This is a genomic window from Neobacillus sp. NRS-1170 (assembly GCF_050468025.1).
In genome coordinates this window covers 81,344-100,151 of the sequence record NZ_JBITPF010000021.1, presented here as the reverse complement: position 1 = coordinate 100,151, position 18,808 = coordinate 81,344, and the positions used below count along the sequence as shown (strand labels likewise).

Below are 18,808 nucleotides of genomic sequence, written 5' to 3'. Positions count from 1 at the left end.
GATGAGATGAAAAAGGCTGCAACCAATGAAATAACACGGGGCCAGGCAATATCCTTCCGGGTCCCTTCCGATACACCTGACCATATTGTCAAGCATCTTCAAAAATTGAAGGAAACTGAGCGCAGAAATTTTTCAAGTAAAATTGCGGAATTCGTCATGCAGGGAGTCAGCAGTTCGGTTTCACGTGAAAAAGAAACCATTACGATTCCCCTCCCCCAAAGGCTGACGAAAGCACAGCGGGATTGGCTAAAGCATGAGCACTCTGAGGCATTGCTTGGGAGTATCCTTTTTCAACTGATTTCTGACCCAGTTCGTGCAACCTCCCTTTTAGCATCTTTAAATAGTAAATCTTTGGATATAGACGAGGCTTTATACCTTCAGGAGAAAGTATTTCCTGAGGAACTTTCTGCTAGCTATCAAGAGGTGTCTGCCGGGATTGGGGAGGATACTGTCCCTGTTGATCTAAATGATTTAGAGGACGATTTAGATGGGTTTGATTGGGATAGGGCGGAAAAAGTGCAGCCGACCATTACAGAAGTGGTTGAGGGTGAAGGAAAAGATGAAGTAGAGGACCTGCTTGGCGGGTTTTTGGCGAATATGAATAAGTAAGAAAAACAAGCCATGATATAAAAGTCATGGCTTGTTTCCATTAATGACTATGGTTCGGCAATTTTTTGGCAGGGCGATTATCCCCTTGATGTTCTTTATTTTTCTTGTCCTTTTCCTGCTTTTCGCGTAAATCCTCTACAAATTCATGAGTACTTTTGTTTTCCATTCCACAACCCTCCTTACGATTAGAACAATGGTTAATGTATCCATTCCATCATAAAAACATACAAATTCTCCCCTCCTTTAACAGATATTGGATTTAAAATTTACTCACCGTACATAAGTATTAAACAATGGAGGAGGAGTTTGAATGTTATTAACGATTCTGATCATTCTTTTGATTGTATTTATCGGCGGTCCGCTTTGCTTTTTCCTCTGGCTCCGCAACTTGGCAAAAAAGCCGCAGCATTCCATAATCAGGGCCTATCCCTATTTTGGCTGGATCCGTTATATTCTTGAAATGATGGGACCAAAGCTGCGGCAATACTGGTTTGACAATGATAATGGGACGGGACCGTTTTCCCGCGCCGATTATTTAGGGATTGTTTTGTCTGCTAAATATCGCAGCGACCTGTTGAGCTTTGGTTCGAAGCGGGATTTTGAGCAACCCGGTTACTTTATCGCAAACGAGTTATTTCCGCTCTTAAATGATGAATTAAAGGTTGATAATCAGGAAAAAGTCCATGCCATGAAATATAAAATAGACCATGAGGGATTGTTCACCCGACGTGAACACCTTGAAGAGGAAGAGGTTACTCGATGGCTTTTTCATGACGAAGATACGATTGTCGTGGGTCCGAAGCGAAGGGAACCCTGGAGGCTTCGCGGGCCTTTTGGTGCCTCCGCAACCTCCTACGGTTCTGTAGGAGAAAATTATATTCTTTCAACGGGGCATGGCAGCAAGATGGCAGGGGGTTCATGGATCAATACTGGTGAGGGAGGAGTGGCACCGGAGCATCTTGAAAGTGGTGCCGATGTTGTTTCTCAAATTGGTCCTGGTTTATTTGGATATCGTGATGATGAAGGCCGCTTTTCACTAGAAGAATTCAAATTGAAGGCTGCAGAACCAATGATTAAAGCTTTTGAGCTTAAGTTCGGCCAAGGGGCAAAAATACGCGGCGGCCATCTGGAAGGTGCAAAGGTCACAGCAAAGGTTGCACGAATTAGAAAGGTCCGGGAAGGTCAAACGATCAATTCACCGAACCGCTTTTCCTTTTTGCAAAATGCAGCGGAAGCGTTGCAATTTATCAAAACACTGCAGGATGAAGGCGGGAAACCAGTTGGAATGAAAATCGTTGTTGGACATCACTCGAGACTGGATGAATTGTTCGAAACGATGAATCGACTGCAGATTTACCCTGATTTTATTACGGTTGATGGCGGTGAAGGCGGTACGGGTGCGACCTTTAAATCGATGGCAGACTCGATGGGACTCCCCCTTTATCCTGCTTTGATTGCAGTCGTCGATAAAGCTTGTAAATATGGGGTCCGCAATAAAGTCAGGATTTTTGCGTCAGGGAAATTAATTTCGGCAGATAAAATAGCGATTGCTTTGGGAATAGGTGCTGATGCGGTGAACTCAGCCCGCGGCTTTATGATTGCGAACGGCTGCATCATGGCCCTGCAGTGTCATACCGGCAAATGTCCGGCAGGCGTGACGACAACGGATCCGAAACATCAGGAAGCATTGGTGCCTGAAGAAAAGAAGTGGCGTGTGATGAACTATATTATTAATGTCCGACAGGGACTGTTTGCCTTAGCAGCCGCGTGCGGTATTGATACTCCAAGGAAATTTACCCGTAACCATATTGTTTTTAAAACTAGTGATGGTCAGGTGAAGAGGTTGTCTGAGCTTTTTCCCTTGCCTGAATCGGAAAACTTGCGATGATTTAGAGTTAGCATTATATTCATAGTGGAAACGTTTTCTATAAAAGTATATCTATTATCCTATTAATCTAAGCTAGGTGGTGGGACCTTTGGGGCTGCCTAATGATATTGTTCTCGAAAACGGTATGTTAAATGAAAAGTTAATTATGAAAAGGGAAATTCTTTATAAGGGCATGAATGGCAGGCTTGTCGAACGATTCTATTTGTCGGGGGCAGAAAGCTATATTTTTAAGCCGCTGACCAATAACGATCAATTAGGGAAGGAAGCGTGGATCCATGAGCAGGTGCTCCCCCATTTCCCTGCTATTTTTCCTAGAATACTCTCTTATTCTGAAAGTGATAATCCGGAATTGAGCTGGATGATTCTAGAGGATCTCGGCCAGCTTTCGCATAAATTTAATGAGGAAACGGTCTTGGGCGTGATCAAGTGGGTAGCCTGGTGGCATTCCTTCCCGGTGGGAAAACTGGGAAATCTTCCGGTTAAAGGGTTGAAGCCGCAGATTAGTGAAATAATTGTTGATATTTGCAATAGGAAAGCTGAGTTTTTTCAAATACTGCCGGTCTTGCAAATTGAAGAAAAGCTCATAGAGAAAATTTATTTGCTTTTGGAGAGCGTGGAATTTTCTAAGCAGCTGGTTTTGTCACATGGGGATTTACATGTCGGAAACTATGCCTTTGTGGATAATAAAATGATGATTTTGGATTGGGAGCATACCCACCTTAATACGCCATACTGGGATTTGTATCATGTTTTGGATATGTCTCATCCCCTTTTCCCAAGGTCGATTACGAGTGAATTTCGCGAAATGATTTTAAAATCGTATCTTAGCCAAGTAGAATTAGAGATTAATAACGGTGATTTTAAGAAAGAGTATTATTTATTCGCGGCGGCTTTTTCCATTTGGATGCTCCTGCTGATCGATAAGGACTTACAGAATAACGGCGGCAAGTGGTCGGTTGAACAGCTGATTACGCAGCGGAAAGAGACAGCTTGCAGTCTGCGGCAGTGTGGTGCTGCTCTCTTTTCGATAGAAAAAAGCTAACCATGAGGGTTAGCTTTTTTTGATTAAGCTTTTTGCTCGGTAAGATTGATGATTTCAATCACAGTGTTGGTGGCTTTGATCATGTTATCAACGGAAATAAATTCGTATTTGCCGTGGAAGTTCTCGCCGCCGGTAAAGATATTCGGCGTTGGCAGTCCCATATAAGACAACTGGGAGCCGTCAGTGCCGCCGCGGATTGGCTTCGTGATCGGTGTGATGTCCAGATTCAGCATTGCCTGGTGAGCGATGTCGACGATTTCCTTCACTGGTTCGATTTTCTCTCTCATGTTGTAATACTGGTCTTTTAAATCTAGCTGAATGGAGTCTGTGCCGTATTTTGCTTGTAGGTCGGAGACAATTTTTTCCATCACGGCTTTTCTTTCGTTGAATTTTGTCTTGTCATGATCTCTGATAATATAGTTAAGCTTCGTTTGCTCAACCTCGCCATTAAAAGAGATTAAGTGATAGAAGCCTTCGTATCCCTCGGTATGCTCTGGGGCTTCTTGTGCTGGAAGTTTACTATGTAATTCCATGGCAATTTTCATGGAGTTGACCATTTTGTCCTTGGCCGAGCCAGGGTGAATATTCGTTCCTTTGACCGTAATTTTAGCGCCAGCTGCATTGAAGCTTTCGAACTCCAGCTCCCCTAGCGGACCGCCGTCAACGGTATAAGCATAGCTGGCATTGAAGGCCGCAACGTCAAACTTATGGGGTCCTCTGCCGATCTCTTCATCCGGTGTGAATGCAACGCGGACCTTACCGTGCTTGATTTCCGGATGCTTAATTAGGTATGCCATTGCCGTCATAATTTCGGTGACGCCTGCTTTATTGTCCGCTCCAAGGAGAGTCGTGCCGTCGGTCGTGATTAAGGTGTGGCCCTTATAGTCTGGCAGGCTCGGGAAGTCCTTTGGTGACATGATTACTTTTAGTGCTTCATTGAGGACGATTTCTTGTCCATCATAGTTTTCCACGATTTGCGGGTTAACGTTTTTACCGGTAAAATCGGTTGCGGTATCGACGTGGGCAAGGAAGCCGATGGTTGGTACTTGCTTTTCTGTGTTGGATGGGAGGGTCGCCATCAGATAGCCATTCTCATCAAGTGTGATTTCTTCCATCCCTAGTGCTTTTAATTCGTCCTCTAGCATGCGAAGCAATGTCCATTGACCTTCTGTTGATGGACAAGTTTCACTGCTTTCATCAGATTGAGTGTCAACTTTTACGTAGGAAGTAAATCTTTCAATCAATTCGTTTCTCACTATTGCTACACTCCCTTTATAGGTTTTTGTACGTGAATATCATATCATTTTGTGGGAGCGGTTTCACATTTTAAGGGGGAGTGGCGAAGTGATTTTGCGTTACTCTCGGATAGGAGTTGTTTATTCTCGGATAGAAGTCGTTTACTCTCGGATAACCAAAATAACTCATGGATAAGCGGCATTTACTCTCGAAATCAAAAATAACTCTCGGATAAGCGGAATTTACTCTCGGATAGCCAAAATAACTCTTTGATAAGCGGCATTTACTCTCGAAATCAAAAATAACTCTTGGATAAGCGTCGTTTACTCTCGGATAACCAAAATAACTCTCGGATAAACCGAATTTACTCTCTGAAACCAAAAATAACTCACCAGTCTACATAGTTTGCTTAGTAGAAATGCCCACTTAACAGTTTCATACTTTTAATTGAAAAAGAAATATGTTCGGTTTCGAAATGTTCCTTCAAACATTAAATTCATACCTTGTAAAATTCGAGTAGCAGTGTGAATATCCACCCCCAAAAACTCCCGACACTCCCTATTCGTAATACTCCTCTTAAAAATCAAAAACCACTCCAGCAAAGCCCTTTGATGGGCATTGTGGTCTCTCGCCCCGCAATAAGGGCAATGCCAAGTCCGAGGGAGCTTGATCATTCCAAATCTACCGCATGTCATACATCTTACCCCTCGCCTGAAATCCCCAAGAGGTATCGAAAAACTCTCACTTATTGGTTTGGGAATAAATCGTTGATGACTGTTTAGAAGTTCATTAGAGAGCCAATTGAAGGTATCTACATCCAACTGTTTGCCTTGTTGTGGGATGCTTCGAATATAGGATGGTATCAAATTGGGGAATAATATCTTTGTTTTCGCTGGGGGAACGGCCACAATTTGCTTCGGGTATGCCAGTACAACTGCACCATAAATGGGGAGATTAATGCCGCGGCTTCTCAGCCAGGCACCCAATAAATCACGGTTCCGCTCTAATTGGGCGACAGGGCTTTCATAGCCATCCCTATGCCCATCTTCTCTGGTCCGGATCAACTGAGGAGGATTATCCTTAAACTCCAAAACGCCTGCAATATTTTTAACTTCTAAAACCAAACCATACCAGGGAGACATAAAATAGTTGTCCATTTGAAATTGCTCATTAGATTTGGGAGATAAATCGTGGAAAATGCGGTGATCAAATGGAAATGAATGTTTTCGGAAAATCTCAGCAACTCTTTCCTCCCCTCCAATCCCGGCCTCAACCGAAGATTGTTTGGCAGCCAAAATAGGCATACCAGGATGGCCGCTGGATAACCGATTTTGTGCAGCCATTAATCCTTCTAACATTAATGATGGATCTCTATTTTTAAGATTAATGTTGATCCACCTCCTTTAACATGGATGTTAGCACATCCAGAAAAATCCTACTATACATTTCATAATTTTGTAAAAAATATAGATTGACCACTATTGACCACAGGAGTCAATGGGATTATAATGTTTTCATTGACCCGCATGGTCAATGAAAACAAAAGGAGGGCTGGCACAGTGTTTTCAAAGTTTCTCAGCCTAGAAAAGGAAAAACAAGATCGAATCATCAATGCTGCCATAAAGGAATTTGCCCAGAAAGGATATGATAATGCCTCGACTAATGGAATCGTGAAAGAGGCAGGGATTTCAAAAGGGCTCTTATTTCATTATTTCGGCAATAAAAAGCAGATGTATTTCTTTTTATTCGACTATTGCACCAATCTCATAACCGACGAATATTACCAAAAGGTAAATTTTAAAGAAACCGACTTTTTTACAAGAATTCGGCAGGCGGTTATCGTCAAAATGGAAATGCTGGGTACCCATCCGGATATATTTAAGTTCATTCAAGAGGTATTTTTGGATGACTCTCCAGAAATAAAAGTGGAGTTTGATAAGAAAAAGCAGGAAATGACCCATATCAATATGGAGAAGTTTTATGAGGGCATTGATTATTCCAAATTTAGAGAGGATGTCGACCTCAAAAAAATCTTAAAAATCATTACTTGGACCTTTGAAAAACTGAGTGATGAGGTCTTAAATCAAGCAAAAATGTCACCTAACCATGAAATTGATTATCAAAAAATCTTGGATGAAACGGAAGACTATTTTCAAGTGTTAACCAGATGTTTTTATAAATAAAGGGGGCAATCAACGATGAATGTGATTGAAATTAATAATCTAACAAAGACCTATGGTAAAGCAAGAGGAATTACCAACATCAGCTTCAATGTCGAAGAAGGTGAAATCTTTGGATTCATCGGGCCCAATGGTGCCGGTAAATCCACCACCATCCGCACCCTATTGTCGCTTATTTACCCAACAAGCGGCAGCGCGAGCATTTTTGGCAAGGACTGCATCCAGTTTGCCCCGGAAATAAAAAGGGAAATTGGCTACCTGCCGTCGGAAGTTTTTTACTATGACAATATGAAAGTGAAAGATCTATTAAAATACTCAGCTAGTTTTTATAAAAAGGATTGCAGTAAGAGAATCAAAGAATTGGCGGAAATCATGGACCTCGATCTTAATAAAAAGATCGATGACCTTTCATTAGGAAACAAAAAGAAGGTTGGAATCGTGCAGGGGCTGCTTCATGAACCGAAGCTCATTATCCTTGATGAACCAACAAGCGGCCTTGACCCGCTGATGCAGCAAAAGTTCTTTGAACTGCTCGAAGAAGAAAATAAAAAAGGAGCGACGATTCTCTTTTCATCGCACATCCTTAGCGAAGTTCAGCGCCTTTGCAACCGAGTGGCCATTATTAAAGAGGGCAAGATTGTTACCGTTGAAAAGATTAGTACCTTAAAAGAAAACAACTATAAAAAGTTCAAGATTGAGACGAAATCGCCCATCAACCAGAATTATTTCCAAATGAGCGGCGTGAATAATTTAGCCATTGATGGCAGTATTACAAGCTTCCTATTCCGAGGAGATATTAATGCCATCATGAAGAAAATAGCGGAAATAGAAATTGCAAATCTATGGATTGAAGAGCCAGACCTTGAGGAGATCTTTATGCACTACTATGAAAAGGAGGCCTAAGAAACTATGAATATCTTTTTACATGAGTTGAAGGCTTATCGGAAGTCGACCATCATCTGGTCGATCTCGTTAGTGTTAATTATCGCTCTGTTTATGTCGTTGTATTCTTCCATTGCCAAGGATGCAGAGGGGTTTTTAAAGATATTGGAAAATTACCCGGAGGCGATTAGAAATGCAATCGGATTTAATCAAGGAAACTTCTTTACGATATTAGGTTTCTACAGCTTTCCATTATCGTTTATCACTCTGTGCGCCGGCATCCAGGCAATGAATCTCGGCACTTCTATTGTCAGCAAGGAAGTCCGTGAAAAAACAGCCGATTTTTTGTTAACAAAGCCTGTGACCCGCAGCCAAATACTCACAGCCAAGTTAATGGGGGCATTCGGGTCCCTGGTCATCACCAATATTATTTATTTTGCTGCAGCAAGTTTCCTGGCATTCCAAGTGAAAACAGATGATTTTAGTATGAAAACTTTCTTTTTGCTGTCGCTGACGGTTTTTTTCATTCAACTGATTTTCCTGGCTTTAGGGATCATCATTTCCGTGATTGTTCCGAAAATCAAATCGGTACTGACCGTCTCGCTTGCTACTGTCTTTGCCTTCTATTTTCTGGGGATATTCAGTGACACAACTGGTGAAGAAGTAAAACGTTATATTTCGCCATTCAAGTATTTTGACACTGCCTATATTATCAAACACTCAGGTTATGAGGCATCCTTTTTGATAGCCGGCGCTGTCATTATCCTTGTAGCCATTATGGCCAGCTATGTTGTTTATTCTAAAAAGGATATTCATGCCGTTTAAAATGGAGGTGTTTCCAAGGTGAATATATATGTAAAAGAGTTGAAGTCACACCGAAAATCAATTATCTTTTGGAGCATTGGTGTCTTCCTGATGGTGGTATCAGGCATGACAAAATATGACGCTTATTCTTCATCAGGGAAATCGATCAATGATTTGCTTAAAGATATGCCAAAATCACTGCGGGCTGTTTTCGGCATGAGTGATTTGGATTTATCAACGGTTAGCGGTTATTATGGAATGCTGTTTATCTATTTGTTATTAATGGCAACCATTCATGCGGCGATGCTGGGGGCAACGATTATTGCCAAAGAAGAGCGAGACAAAACCTCTGAGTTTTTGTTCGTCAAACCGGTATCTAGAATGACCATCATTACGGCAAAATTATTAGCAGCATTAACGAATATCATCATTTTCAATCTGGCAACCTGGATCTCGTCCATTGCTCTTATCGCGAAATACAATGAGGGTGAAGCGGTGAATGGGGATATCGCCCTTTTAATGGCTGGTATGTTCATTTTACAGCTGCTGTTTATGGTCATCGGCAGTGCCATCGCTGCGGTCAAAAAGAGGCCTAAGACGGCTGCATCATTGGCAACTGGCATACTGTTATTAACGTATATGTTGTCGATTTCGATTGATTTAAATGAGAATATTGAGAGTTTGAAATATTTGACTCCCTTTAAATATTTTGAAGCTAAAAATGTCATGTTTGGCGGTGGCCTCAATCCAGTCTTTATTATGCTTTCAGTTGCATTAATCGCCGCACTCTCCGCTGTTACCTATGTTTTTTATAAAAAAAGAGATTTAAATGTGTAAAAGACCGGGAGCTCTCCCGGTCTTATTTTTCGTTCGCCATTTTTACAAGGGTAATAATATCACTTGAAAGCTTGCTGTAAGACGGGGCTGGAGCTTTAATATTGGCTTTGATCCCGTCGATGAGCGGCATGGCTTTTGGATTAGTGATTGTTAGGATCTGAACTTGGCCGTTGAAGGCTTTTGTCATGATTTCCTTCGCCCGTGCTAAATTGTCATCGTTATTCAGATTGGTCTTGTCGACCCCGTCTAAGTTCCCTTTGCCGGAAAGGCCATTCGTATTGGTTAACACCTTTGACTGCATTTCATCATAACGGGTGGAGGTGGTTTCTTGATTCGCTCTTGCGAGGATGATGGTGTCATCCAGGACGAACACCTTAATGCCTGGAACCCCTTCCCCTGCAAGTCGTGACTCTAAGTGTGATGAAATTCCCCCGTCATGTAAACTGGAGCTGCCAATTAAGCTATAGACATTGCTGCCCAGCCCGCTTGTTGCTTGCGTTGTTTTCTTCTTGGCGCGGTCCACGCTTGGAATCTCATTAATACTATTATGATTGCCGTGTACGACTCCATTTCCTTTGTTGTTCAGGGACTGTTGATGCAGATCATGATTGATGGCCGCATCTGCCTCATGTGCTTTTAGATCTTGTTGACCTGAACAACCGCCAAGGAACAGAAGGGTCCCAATTAAAGGTGTACAGCAAATTTTCCAATTCTTCTTCACTACCTTCGTCGCCTCCTTTTTAAAAATAAAGTTCCCTTTTCCTTTTCTGCGTATGAATGGTTTATTTTGGGAACATTATCAAACAGAAGGCGGAAAACTGCCGAAGTATCCAGTTTTTTAATTCATTTTCCTCTGGAGGTGTTTGGAATGACAGAAGAAAAAAAGGAACAGCCGGATTTATTATCAAGGAGAAAATTTATTCGTAATACGGGCTATACAGTTGGAGGTCTTGCCGTTGGAGGTGTTTTAGGGAGCATCCTCCCACTCGGGACGGCAAAGAAACATAAAGAGGAAACTGCCCAGAATTTTAATCGAGCACTCATGTATTTTACCCCTGAACAATATCGGATTGTCGAAGCAGCAACCGAGCGGATTTATCCGAAGGATGATCATGGTCCTGGAGCCAAAGAATTGGGGGTTGCCTTTTTTATTGATCACCAATTAGCGGGCGATTGGGGCTTTAACTCCCGTGAGTATATGCAGGCACCCTTTTTTAAAGGGGAAAAGGTTCAAGGCTTCCAAGGCCGGTTAAAACGGAGAGATATTTTTGACATTGCCTTACGCGAACTGAATAACCATAGCCAATCTGTTTATAAGAAGGACTTTATCGACTTAAAGGGCGATGAGAAGGACGCTATTTTGAAAGACTTTGAGGAAGACAAAGTGAATATTACCACGATTTCACCGAGTGGTTTTTTTAATATGCTTAGGAGTTCAACCTTAGAAGGTGTTTATAGTGACCCGCTTTATGGCGGCAATAAAAATATGGATGGCTGGAAAATGCGAAATTATCCAGGAAGTCAAATGGCTTATGCCTCGGTGATTGAGAAGGATTTTAAGAAAATTAAACCACAAAGTCTGCAAAACCATATGGGCAAGTAGAATTTTTTTAAGAAGGTGAAAACATGGCGAGAAAATTACCGAAAGTAGACGTTGTCATCGTTGGGGTTGGCTGGGCTGGAGGAATTATTGCCTCAGAACTAACGAAGAAAGGCTTAAAGGTAGTCGGCTTAGAAAGGGGAAAGGAACGGAAAACTGAAGATTATTATATGGTTCATGATGAGCTGAGATATGCATTACGCTATGACCTGATGCAAGATTTAGCGAAAGAAACGATTACCTTCCGCGGCAATGAGAAAATCCGTGCCCTGCCAATGCGACAGTACGGTTCATTTCTGTTTGGTGACGGTTTAGGCGGATCAGGTGTCCATTGGAATGGGCATACATTTAGGTTTCTTCCATATGATTTTGAAATCCACAGCAAAACGATTGAAAAGTATGGAAAAAATAAAATCCCGGCGGAAATGTCCCTTCAGGATTGGGGCATTACATATGACGAGCTTGAACCATATTTTGACCGCTTTGAAAAAACTTGCGGGATTTCCGGTGAAGAAAATCCACTTGGGGGGAAAAGGTCTGATAAATATCCTACCCCGCCAATGAAAAAATCGCCACCGATTAAAATGTTTGAAAAAGCGGCGAAAAAAATGAACCTGCATCCCTATATGCTGCCATCTGCCAATTTATCGGAGTCGTATAAAAACCCGGATGGAATCCAGCGGGCAGCCTGTCAATACTGCGGCTATTGCGAACGGTTTGGCTGTGAGTATGGGGCAAAGGCAGATCCTGTTGTAACGGTGATTCCAGTAGCACTGAAATCAGGGGATTTTGAAATCAGAACTCATTCCAACGTAAGAAGAATATTAAAAACAGGAAACAAGGCGACGGGAGTTATGTATATAGACACTACAACCGGAGAGGAAATTGAACAGCCTGCCGATATTGTTGTGGTGACAAGCTATGTTTTCAATAACGTCCGTTTGTTATTGATGTCGGATATCGGAAGACCGTATGATCCGGCGTCCGGAAAAGGCGTCATCGGTAAAAACTATGCTTACCAGGTCATGAAAGGAAATGCCGTTGGCTTTTTTAATGATAAAGAATTTAATACGTATGCCGGGGCTGGTGCTCTTGGTATCCTGCTGGATGATTTCAATGGCGATAATTTTGATCACTCCAATCTAAAATTTATCCATGGCGGCGGGATTTCATTAACGCAAACGGGCTACAGGCCGATTCAAAACAATCCTGTTCCAAAGGGAACGCCGATGTGGGGGAAAGAATTTAAGAAGCAGTCGTTAAAATACGCAAACAGTGTATTAACCGTTGGGGCCCAAGGGTCATCCATGCCATTTAAGCACCACTTTCTTGACCTCGATCCTACCTACAAGGATGCTTTTGGCGACCCGTTAATTCGGATCACTTTTGATTTTGAAGAACAGGACCGTCAACTAGCAGTTTTTCTTGCCAATAAATGTGCCGATATCGTTAAGGAAATGGGTGCGGACCATATCGATTCCTTGAAGGAGTTAGGACCATACGATATTACCACCTATCAATCGACACATAATACAGGCGGGGTGATTATGGGAGCAGACCCGTCAACCTCTGCGGTCAATAATTATTCGCAAATGCATGATTACGATAATTTATTTGTTGTGGGTGCATCCGCTTTTGCGCATAACTCTGGCTATAATCCGACGGGAACAGTCGGGGCCATGGCCTACCGTGCGGCCGAAGGGATCCTGAAATACCACGATAAAGGTGGACAAGTGGGTTAGAAAGTGTTTAAAAAGATACTTACAATGGTAATATGATAAAATAAACGAATTAAAGGAGGAGAAACTCTATGACAACTCAAAATGAAAACCAGGCCTTACCGCCAAAAACATGTTCTGTTGAACGACTCGTAACATTGGAAGGGGATGTAAAGAAAGTCCTATCCGGGGAAAAAACAGCCACACGCAGGAATGGCCGTTACGCTGATCCAGGCGAAATCATGACACTCGAAGGCCGGAATTTCGTTGTGGATAAGGTTTATTCACAAAGCTTAGGTGAGCTGACAGATGATGATGCCCGCCGCGAGGGCTTCCAAACAGTAGAGGAATACAAGCAATCGATTCTTTCCATTCACCCAGGTATGCCTTGGCTCCCGCAAATGCGCGTCTGGGTTCATGAATTCAGTCCGGTTGAATAGTGTAAAAATGGCCCATTCAAAATGATGGGCCATTTTTTAATGGAATTTTAATCATTTCGGCAGTCGTAAAAATTTGTTTAAACCTTGAACACAAAATTATAATAGCCTTATCAAAAGATTTCCGACAAGCCGGGGTGACTAGAATGAAGTTTTTTAATAAATACATAAACAAGTATTGGAAGTCTTTTAGCATGGCTGTCTTATTTCTCACCTTCGAGGCGATTAGTGATTTAATGCAGCCTACAATCATGGCTAAAATCATCGATAAAGGTGTAGCGGAAAAGGACCTTCATTATGTATTAAAAATGGGCGGCGTCATGCTTCTAATTACGGCCGGTGGAGCAGTTGCAGCTTCAGGAAGGAGTATCGTCGCCAGTATTGTTTCGCAAAATTTCGGTACGGAGCTCAGATCTGATTTGTTTAAAAAAATCCAGGCACTTTCGTTTAAACATATTGATAGGTTTGACCGCGCGTCGTTAATTACACGGCTCACCAATGATGTTACCCAGGTGCAGGTCTTCGTCAATGGTTTGATGCGGATTTTCGTTAAGGCCCCGCTGCTTGCCATTGGCGGCCTAATCATGGCGACACGCCTTAACCTTCACCTTGCGGTTGTCCTCGCCGTCGTCGTGCCGATTGTGGCCATCCTCATTATTTTCAATATGAAAATAGGATTTCCGCTTTTTGCCAAGGTGCAAAAAGCGCTCGACCGGGTCAACGCTGTCATGCGTGAGTACTTATCAGGGGTACGTGTTGTCAAAGCTTTTAATCGCTTTGATGTGGAAATCGGCAAATTTACGAAGGCAAATGAGCATTTCCGCGATCAATCCATTACTGCCAGCCGCTTGATGGCGACCTTCAGCCCGGCGATCATGCTGACTGTGAATCTGGGGATTGTTGTCGTGCTATGGATTGGCGGATTAGGGGTGAATAAAGGGACTATCCAAGTCGGTCATATTATTGCCTTTACCAACTATATGACCCAGATTTTATTTTCTTTAATGGTGATTTCAATGGTTTTTAATATGTTTGTCAGAGCGAGGGCTTCTGCCAGCAGAATTGGTGAGGTCTTTATGCTTGAGGATTCCTCCATTATGGAAACGGATGCCGCGTCAAAACAAGGAGAAAAAGGCAGCATTGAATTTGAGAATGTCTCTTTTACCTATGAGACCGCATCGGGCCAGCCCATCTTAAAAAATATCAATCTGACTATTTTACCCGGCGAAACAGTCGGTATTATCGGCTCAACTGGTTCGGGGAAAAGTACGCTTGTTGGGCTCATTCCCCGCTTTTACGATGTCACAAACGGTACGATTAAAGTGGATGGAGAAGATATTAGCCAGGTAAATCCCAAAAAACTAAGGGAGAAAATTGCGATTGTCCCGCAAAAGAATATTTTGTTCACGGGAAGTATTGCGGAAAATCTTCGCTGGGGAAAAGAAGATGCTTCTAATGAGGAAATGGAGGACGCGGCAAATATCGCCGGTGCACACGACTTTATCTCAGCCTCTCCCGAAGGCTACAACACAAAAATTGGCCAGGGAGGCGTTAATTTTTCCGGCGGGCAGAAGCAGCGGATTTCAATTGCCCGGGCATTGGTGAAAAAACCGAAAATTTTAATCTTGGATGACAGTACAAGTGCAGTAGATGTGGCAACCGAGGCTAAAATTAAGGAAGGTTTGAAAAAGTATGCCAAGGGCCTTACGTGCCTCCTGATTGCCCAGCGGATCACCTCGATTATGGATGCCGATAAAATTGTTGTCCTTGACCACGGAGAAATCGTTGGGGTCGGCAGTCATCATGAATTAATGAAAGATTGTAAGGTTTACCAGGAAATTTACCACTCGCAAATGGGCAAGGAGGTATCATAAAATGTCAAACCAGCAAACAAGCAATACCCCTGCCCCTCCCCCATTACGGCCAGGTGGTGCCCAACGATTAAGGGGCCCGGTGGTAAAGCCAAAGAACTTTAAAGGAACGCTAAAACGGCTGTGGGATTACTTCGGCAAAGAACGGAAAATGCTGACCGTCATCTTTATCTTTATTCTAGTCGACGCTGCCCTCATGCTGGCAGCTCCGTTCCTGATTGGGAAATCCATCGATGCCATGACTCTCAAACAGGGCAAGGTAGATTTCGATGTTCTCGAAATGATGATTATCGTTCTAATAGTTGCTTATATAGCGGATGCCCTCCTCACCTTTTTGCAAGGTTGGCTGATGGCCGGCGTAGCGCAGCGAATAGTCAAAAGCTTACGGGAGTCTATTTTTCAAAAATTGCAAAAGCTGCCTGTTTCGTTTTTTGATTCGCGCACCCATGGCGAGCTGATGAGCAGGCTGTCCAACGATGTCGATAATGTCAGCAATACCATTTCTCAATCGACAACCCAATTAATGTCCGGGGTGATTGTCATCGCCGGGTCGTTAATCATGATGCTGATATTAAGCCCATTGTTAACATTAGCAAGCCTAATTACCGTGCCGCTTGTATTTTTGCTGACAAGGACGATTGCGAAAAGAACGAGCATCATGTTTAAAAATCAACAAATCCAGCTGGGCCAATTAAACGGGCATATTGAGGAAACAATTTCTGGGATTGAGGTGGTCAAAGCCTTTAATCATGAAGAGAAGGTAATTGAGGAGTTTAGTACGGTCAATGAAAGGCTGCGTGAGGTCGGCCTTAAGGCGCAAATTTGGTCAGGGTTCCTGATGCCGATTATGAATGTTATCAATAATCTTGGCTTTGCGGTCATTGCCGTGGTCGGTGGTATACTTGCCGTGAAAAGCCTGATCACCGTTGGGGCTATTGCCAGCTTTATCACCTATTCGCGGCAATTTGTCAGGCCGCTTAATGATTTGGCTAACATTTTTAATATCCTTCAATCGGGCGTCGCCGGGGCGGAGCGGGTTTTTGAAATTATTGATGAGCAGGAAGAACCTGCTGATCAGCGAGATGCCGCTGCCTTAGTAAATCCAAAAGGCCATGTGGTGTTTGAAAATGTCAGCTTTGGTTACAGGGCGGATGTCCCGATTCTAAAGAATATTAGCTTTGAAGCGGAGGTAGGCAGCAGTACGGCCTTGGTGGGGCCAACCGGTGCCGGAAAAACGACGATTGTGAATCTGCTGACAAGATTTTACGATGTGACGAGTGGAAGAATCCTGCTCGATGGACGTGATATTCGCGAGTATACAAGGGACAGCTTGCGAAGCTGCTTCGGTTTTGTTTTGCAGGATACGTATTTGTTTTCCGGAACTATTAAGGAGAATATTAAGTATGGGAAGCCGGAAGCAACGGATGAAGAAGTCGAACAAGCAGCAAGGATGGCAAATGCCGATACGTTCATTAAACGGCTGCCCCGTCAATATGACACCGTTCTTTCTGAAAATGGCGGAAACCTAAGCCAGGGTCAGCGCCAGCTTTTAGCAATCGCCAGGGTCATCTTAGCGAAACCCTCGCTGCTTATTTTGGACGAGGCTACGAGCAGTATTGATACGAGAACGGAGCTCCATATTCAAGCCGCACTGCTGACTTTGATGAAGGACCGGACCAGCTTTATCATTGCCCACCGATTAAATACGATTCGCGATGCCGATACGATCATGGTCATTGACCAAGGGCAGATTATCGAAAAAGGAAGCCATGATGCCCTAATGGAGAAACAAGGGCGATATTACCAGATGTTTTTCAACCAATTTAAAAATGTGGAAGGTGCACTGGATTAAGTGAACATGAAAAGCCCCCGCTGAAGGCTGGGGCTTTTCGTTATGCTTTTAGTTGTCCATTCAGTAAAAAGTAATACCATTTTCCGTTGATGAATTGCCAATTGGTCACCATTACCCCATCTGGCTTAAGGTAATACCATTGATTCGCCAGCGGCAGCCAGCCGGTGCGCATAACGCCCATTTCGTCCAGGTAATACCAATTTTTCTGTGTGGAAATCCAGCCTGTTTTCATGACTCCGTGGGAATCGAGGTAGTACCATTTGCTGCCGGTAAACAGCCAGCCGGTATGCATCGAACCGTTAGAATCAAGAAAATACCACGATGTCCCTTCCTTCATCCATCCTGTCACCATTACCCCTTTTTCAGTGAAGAAGTACCACTTTCCATTTATGTAATTCCAGCCCGTCTGCATCGGTCCTGATGGATTAAAGTAGTACCATTTGCTATTTAATTGCAGCCAACCCGTCTGTTTTACCCCATCCTTATTAAAGAAATACCAGTTGTTGTTGGATTGGTACCAGCCGGTGACGCTTTGGGTCGTGAAGGTGATTTTAAGCGGATTGTCGCTGACATGATCATAAGCATCTACCGCAAAAACTTCGTAAGCATAGGTGGTGTTCGGGAATAAGTTATTGATGGATAGGGACAGTGTTTCCTCCGGCTCCCAATAACGTGAATAAATTGTCTTCACTAACTTGCCATCTTTTTTAATGACATACCGGTCAACCACCGTATCATCTTTCCCGCGGTCCCACGTAAATGCAGCATCTGTCGTGCCAATCGTGCTTATACCTGTTTTGGCAGATGCAGGAAAGTAAGGCTTCGATACATCTTTCGTTGTTTCTTTAAAAGGGATGGGGATGGTTTCCGTTCGAATCCACGTTCCATTACTGAATTCCCGTGCCTTAAATTCAACACGGTCATCGTAAACATTAATAACGTAACCTTGAGAGAGTGTTGGAACCCAGCCGCCATCGTACCAAGTACTTTCAATCGAGCTCGTATCGACCATCGTAAATCCATCCTGGTAAATGCTTTTCGGATGATTTAATAGATAGTGAGTATGGCCGGAAATTAAGATGGCTTGCGGGTATTTTTTTAAAATGGCTAACAATCTTTGGTTATCAAATCCGGCATTCCAGCGGTCGCTTCCATAGACGGTATTAGCGATCGGCTGATGTAAAAGGACAAATATTGGTTTATTGCTGGCTGCATTGATAGGCAGTGTTTGCTCCAGCCATTGATACTGCGCCTCTGAAATATAGGCCCAATCACGAGCTCCCGGATTACTGCTTTCATAAGGGGTTAACGATTTAGGCGAAAGCTCGCCTCCCAAGGATATGAAATGGTATCCTTTGATCCATTTATCAAAATAAACCTTGGTGATTGGATCGCCATTGTTTTGCATGAACCTGGCTTTTAGCTCGTCATCGGTCACAGGAGAAGCGGGATCGACAACCGTTTCGCGATATTCATGGTTCCCAATGGATATAATCGATTCTGCCAGTGGATTTTTATAGGTTTTGAGAATGTTTGTAAAGGTTTGATATTCCTTTTCATACCCTGCATCCGTAAAATCGCCGACAACGGCAATCGCGTCATATGTTGGGGCAATCCTATTCAGGTCATTTAAGGCATTCTCAAACTTATTACTCGGCCTGTCCTTGTTAATATGTACATCACTCATGACTGACAATTGGAGATTGGGCTGTGAAAAAGCGGCAGCCGGCTTAGGTGTAAATAAAAGACCTGTTATTACGACTGCAGATAGAAGAATGGATATTTTTTTCATTGGGTGTCCTCATTTCTTACTCTTACTCTATTTCTATAAAAATATTTTTATAGTTTCCTA

Annotated in this window: 17 protein-coding genes; 12 read left to right on the top strand and 5 right to left on the bottom strand. The window is 43.0% G+C overall.

What is annotated here, in order from left to right; genetic code table 11:
* Positions 1-6 precede the first annotated feature (6 nt).
* Entirely contained in the window at positions 7-609 is a 603-nt protein-coding gene (locus tag ACIFOT_RS08880) for a hypothetical protein (RefSeq protein WP_430063960.1), read from the top strand.
* A gap of 40 nt (positions 610-649) precedes the next feature.
* On the opposite strand, the gene ACIFOT_RS08875 is transcribed toward ACIFOT_RS08880, so the two are convergent.
* Complete coding sequence (locus ACIFOT_RS08875; RefSeq protein ID WP_430063959.1) at positions 650-775, bottom strand: DUF4023 domain-containing protein; 126 nt, start codon at positions 773-775, stop codon at positions 650-652.
* 144 nt (positions 776-919) lie between these two features.
* Here ACIFOT_RS08875 and ACIFOT_RS08870 point away from each other — a divergent pair, with 144 nt between their 5' ends.
* Together ACIFOT_RS08870 and ACIFOT_RS08865 are read left to right on the top strand one after the other, a co-directional pair.
* Positions 920-2,497, top strand: coding sequence for a glutamate synthase-related protein (locus ACIFOT_RS08870; RefSeq protein WP_430063958.1), 1,578 nt, complete (start codon positions 920-922; stop codon positions 2,495-2,497).
* Between the two features lie 88 nt (positions 2,498-2,585).
* Positions 2,586-3,539 carry a phosphotransferase gene (locus tag ACIFOT_RS08865; RefSeq protein WP_430063957.1) on the top strand — a complete coding sequence of 318 codons (954 nt, stop codon included), beginning with the start codon at positions 2,586-2,588 and terminating at the stop codon, positions 3,537-3,539.
* A 23-nt stretch (positions 3,540-3,562) separates the two neighbouring features.
* On the opposite strand, the gene pepT is transcribed toward ACIFOT_RS08865, so the two are convergent.
* Entirely contained in the window at positions 3,563-4,795 is a 1,233-nt protein-coding gene (gene pepT, locus ACIFOT_RS08860; protein ID WP_430063956.1) for a peptidase T, read from the bottom strand.
* 423 nt (positions 4,796-5,218) lie between these two features.
* Positions 5,219-6,133, bottom strand: a complete 915-nt coding sequence (locus tag ACIFOT_RS08855; RefSeq protein WP_430063955.1) for a nuclease-related domain-containing protein — start codon at positions 6,131-6,133, stop codon at positions 5,219-5,221.
* Positions 6,134-6,334: 201 nt separating this feature from the next.
* Here ACIFOT_RS08855 and ACIFOT_RS08850 point away from each other — a divergent pair, with 201 nt between their 5' ends.
* From ACIFOT_RS08850 to ACIFOT_RS08835, 4 genes are read left to right on the top strand one after another with little or no spacing between them, the layout of a single operon-like run.
* Positions 6,335-6,958 (top strand): TetR/AcrR family transcriptional regulator, encoded by a 624-nt coding sequence (locus tag ACIFOT_RS08850; RefSeq protein WP_430063954.1) that lies wholly within the window; start codon positions 6,335-6,337, stop codon positions 6,956-6,958.
* A 15-nt stretch (positions 6,959-6,973) separates the two neighbouring features.
* Positions 6,974-7,858 carry an ABC transporter ATP-binding protein gene (locus ACIFOT_RS08845; protein ID WP_335445223.1) on the top strand — a complete coding sequence of 295 codons (885 nt, stop codon included), beginning with the start codon at positions 6,974-6,976 and terminating at the stop codon, positions 7,856-7,858.
* 6 nt (positions 7,859-7,864) lie between these two features.
* Positions 7,865-8,662 carry an ABC transporter permease subunit gene (locus ACIFOT_RS08840; protein ID WP_430063953.1) on the top strand — a complete coding sequence of 266 codons (798 nt, stop codon included), beginning with the start codon at positions 7,865-7,867 and terminating at the stop codon, positions 8,660-8,662.
* An 18-nt stretch (positions 8,663-8,680) separates the two neighbouring features.
* On the top strand, positions 8,681-9,478 hold the full coding sequence (locus ACIFOT_RS08835) for an ABC transporter permease subunit (protein WP_430063952.1): 798 nt from the start codon (positions 8,681-8,683) through the stop codon (positions 9,476-9,478).
* A gap of 22 nt (positions 9,479-9,500) precedes the next feature.
* Here ACIFOT_RS08835 and ACIFOT_RS08830 read toward each other — a convergent pair whose 3' ends face one another.
* Entirely contained in the window at positions 9,501-10,199 is a 699-nt protein-coding gene (locus ACIFOT_RS08830; protein WP_430063951.1) for a hypothetical protein, read from the bottom strand.
* A gap of 147 nt (positions 10,200-10,346) precedes the next feature.
* On the opposite strand from ACIFOT_RS08830, the gene ACIFOT_RS08825 reads away from it, so the two are divergent.
* From ACIFOT_RS08825 to ACIFOT_RS08805, 5 genes are all read left to right on the top strand, one after another.
* On the top strand, positions 10,347-11,081 hold the full coding sequence (locus ACIFOT_RS08825) for a gluconate 2-dehydrogenase subunit 3 family protein (RefSeq protein ID WP_430063950.1): 735 nt from the start codon (positions 10,347-10,349) through the stop codon (positions 11,079-11,081).
* 23 nt (positions 11,082-11,104) lie between these two features.
* Positions 11,105-12,820, top strand: coding sequence for a GMC family oxidoreductase (locus ACIFOT_RS08820; RefSeq protein ID WP_430063949.1), 1,716 nt, complete (start codon positions 11,105-11,107; stop codon positions 12,818-12,820).
* 68 nt (positions 12,821-12,888) lie between these two features.
* The gene (locus ACIFOT_RS08815; RefSeq protein WP_430063948.1) at positions 12,889-13,236 is read left to right on the top strand and encodes an ASCH domain-containing protein; all 348 of its coding nucleotides are present in this window, start codon (positions 12,889-12,891) and stop codon (positions 13,234-13,236) included.
* A 143-nt stretch (positions 13,237-13,379) separates the two neighbouring features.
* Positions 13,380-15,107, top strand: a complete 1,728-nt coding sequence (locus tag ACIFOT_RS08810) for an ABC transporter ATP-binding protein (protein ID WP_430063947.1) — start codon at positions 13,380-13,382, stop codon at positions 15,105-15,107.
* Between the two features lies 1 nt (position 15,108).
* Positions 15,109-16,956, top strand: a complete 1,848-nt coding sequence (locus ACIFOT_RS08805) for an ABC transporter ATP-binding protein (RefSeq protein WP_430063946.1) — start codon at positions 15,109-15,111, stop codon at positions 16,954-16,956.
* 40 nt (positions 16,957-16,996) lie between these two features.
* Here ACIFOT_RS08805 and ACIFOT_RS08800 read toward each other — a convergent pair whose 3' ends face one another.
* Positions 16,997-18,748, bottom strand: a complete 1,752-nt coding sequence (locus tag ACIFOT_RS08800; RefSeq protein ID WP_430063945.1) for a metallophosphoesterase — start codon at positions 18,746-18,748, stop codon at positions 16,997-16,999.
* Positions 18,749-18,808 lie beyond the last annotated feature (60 nt).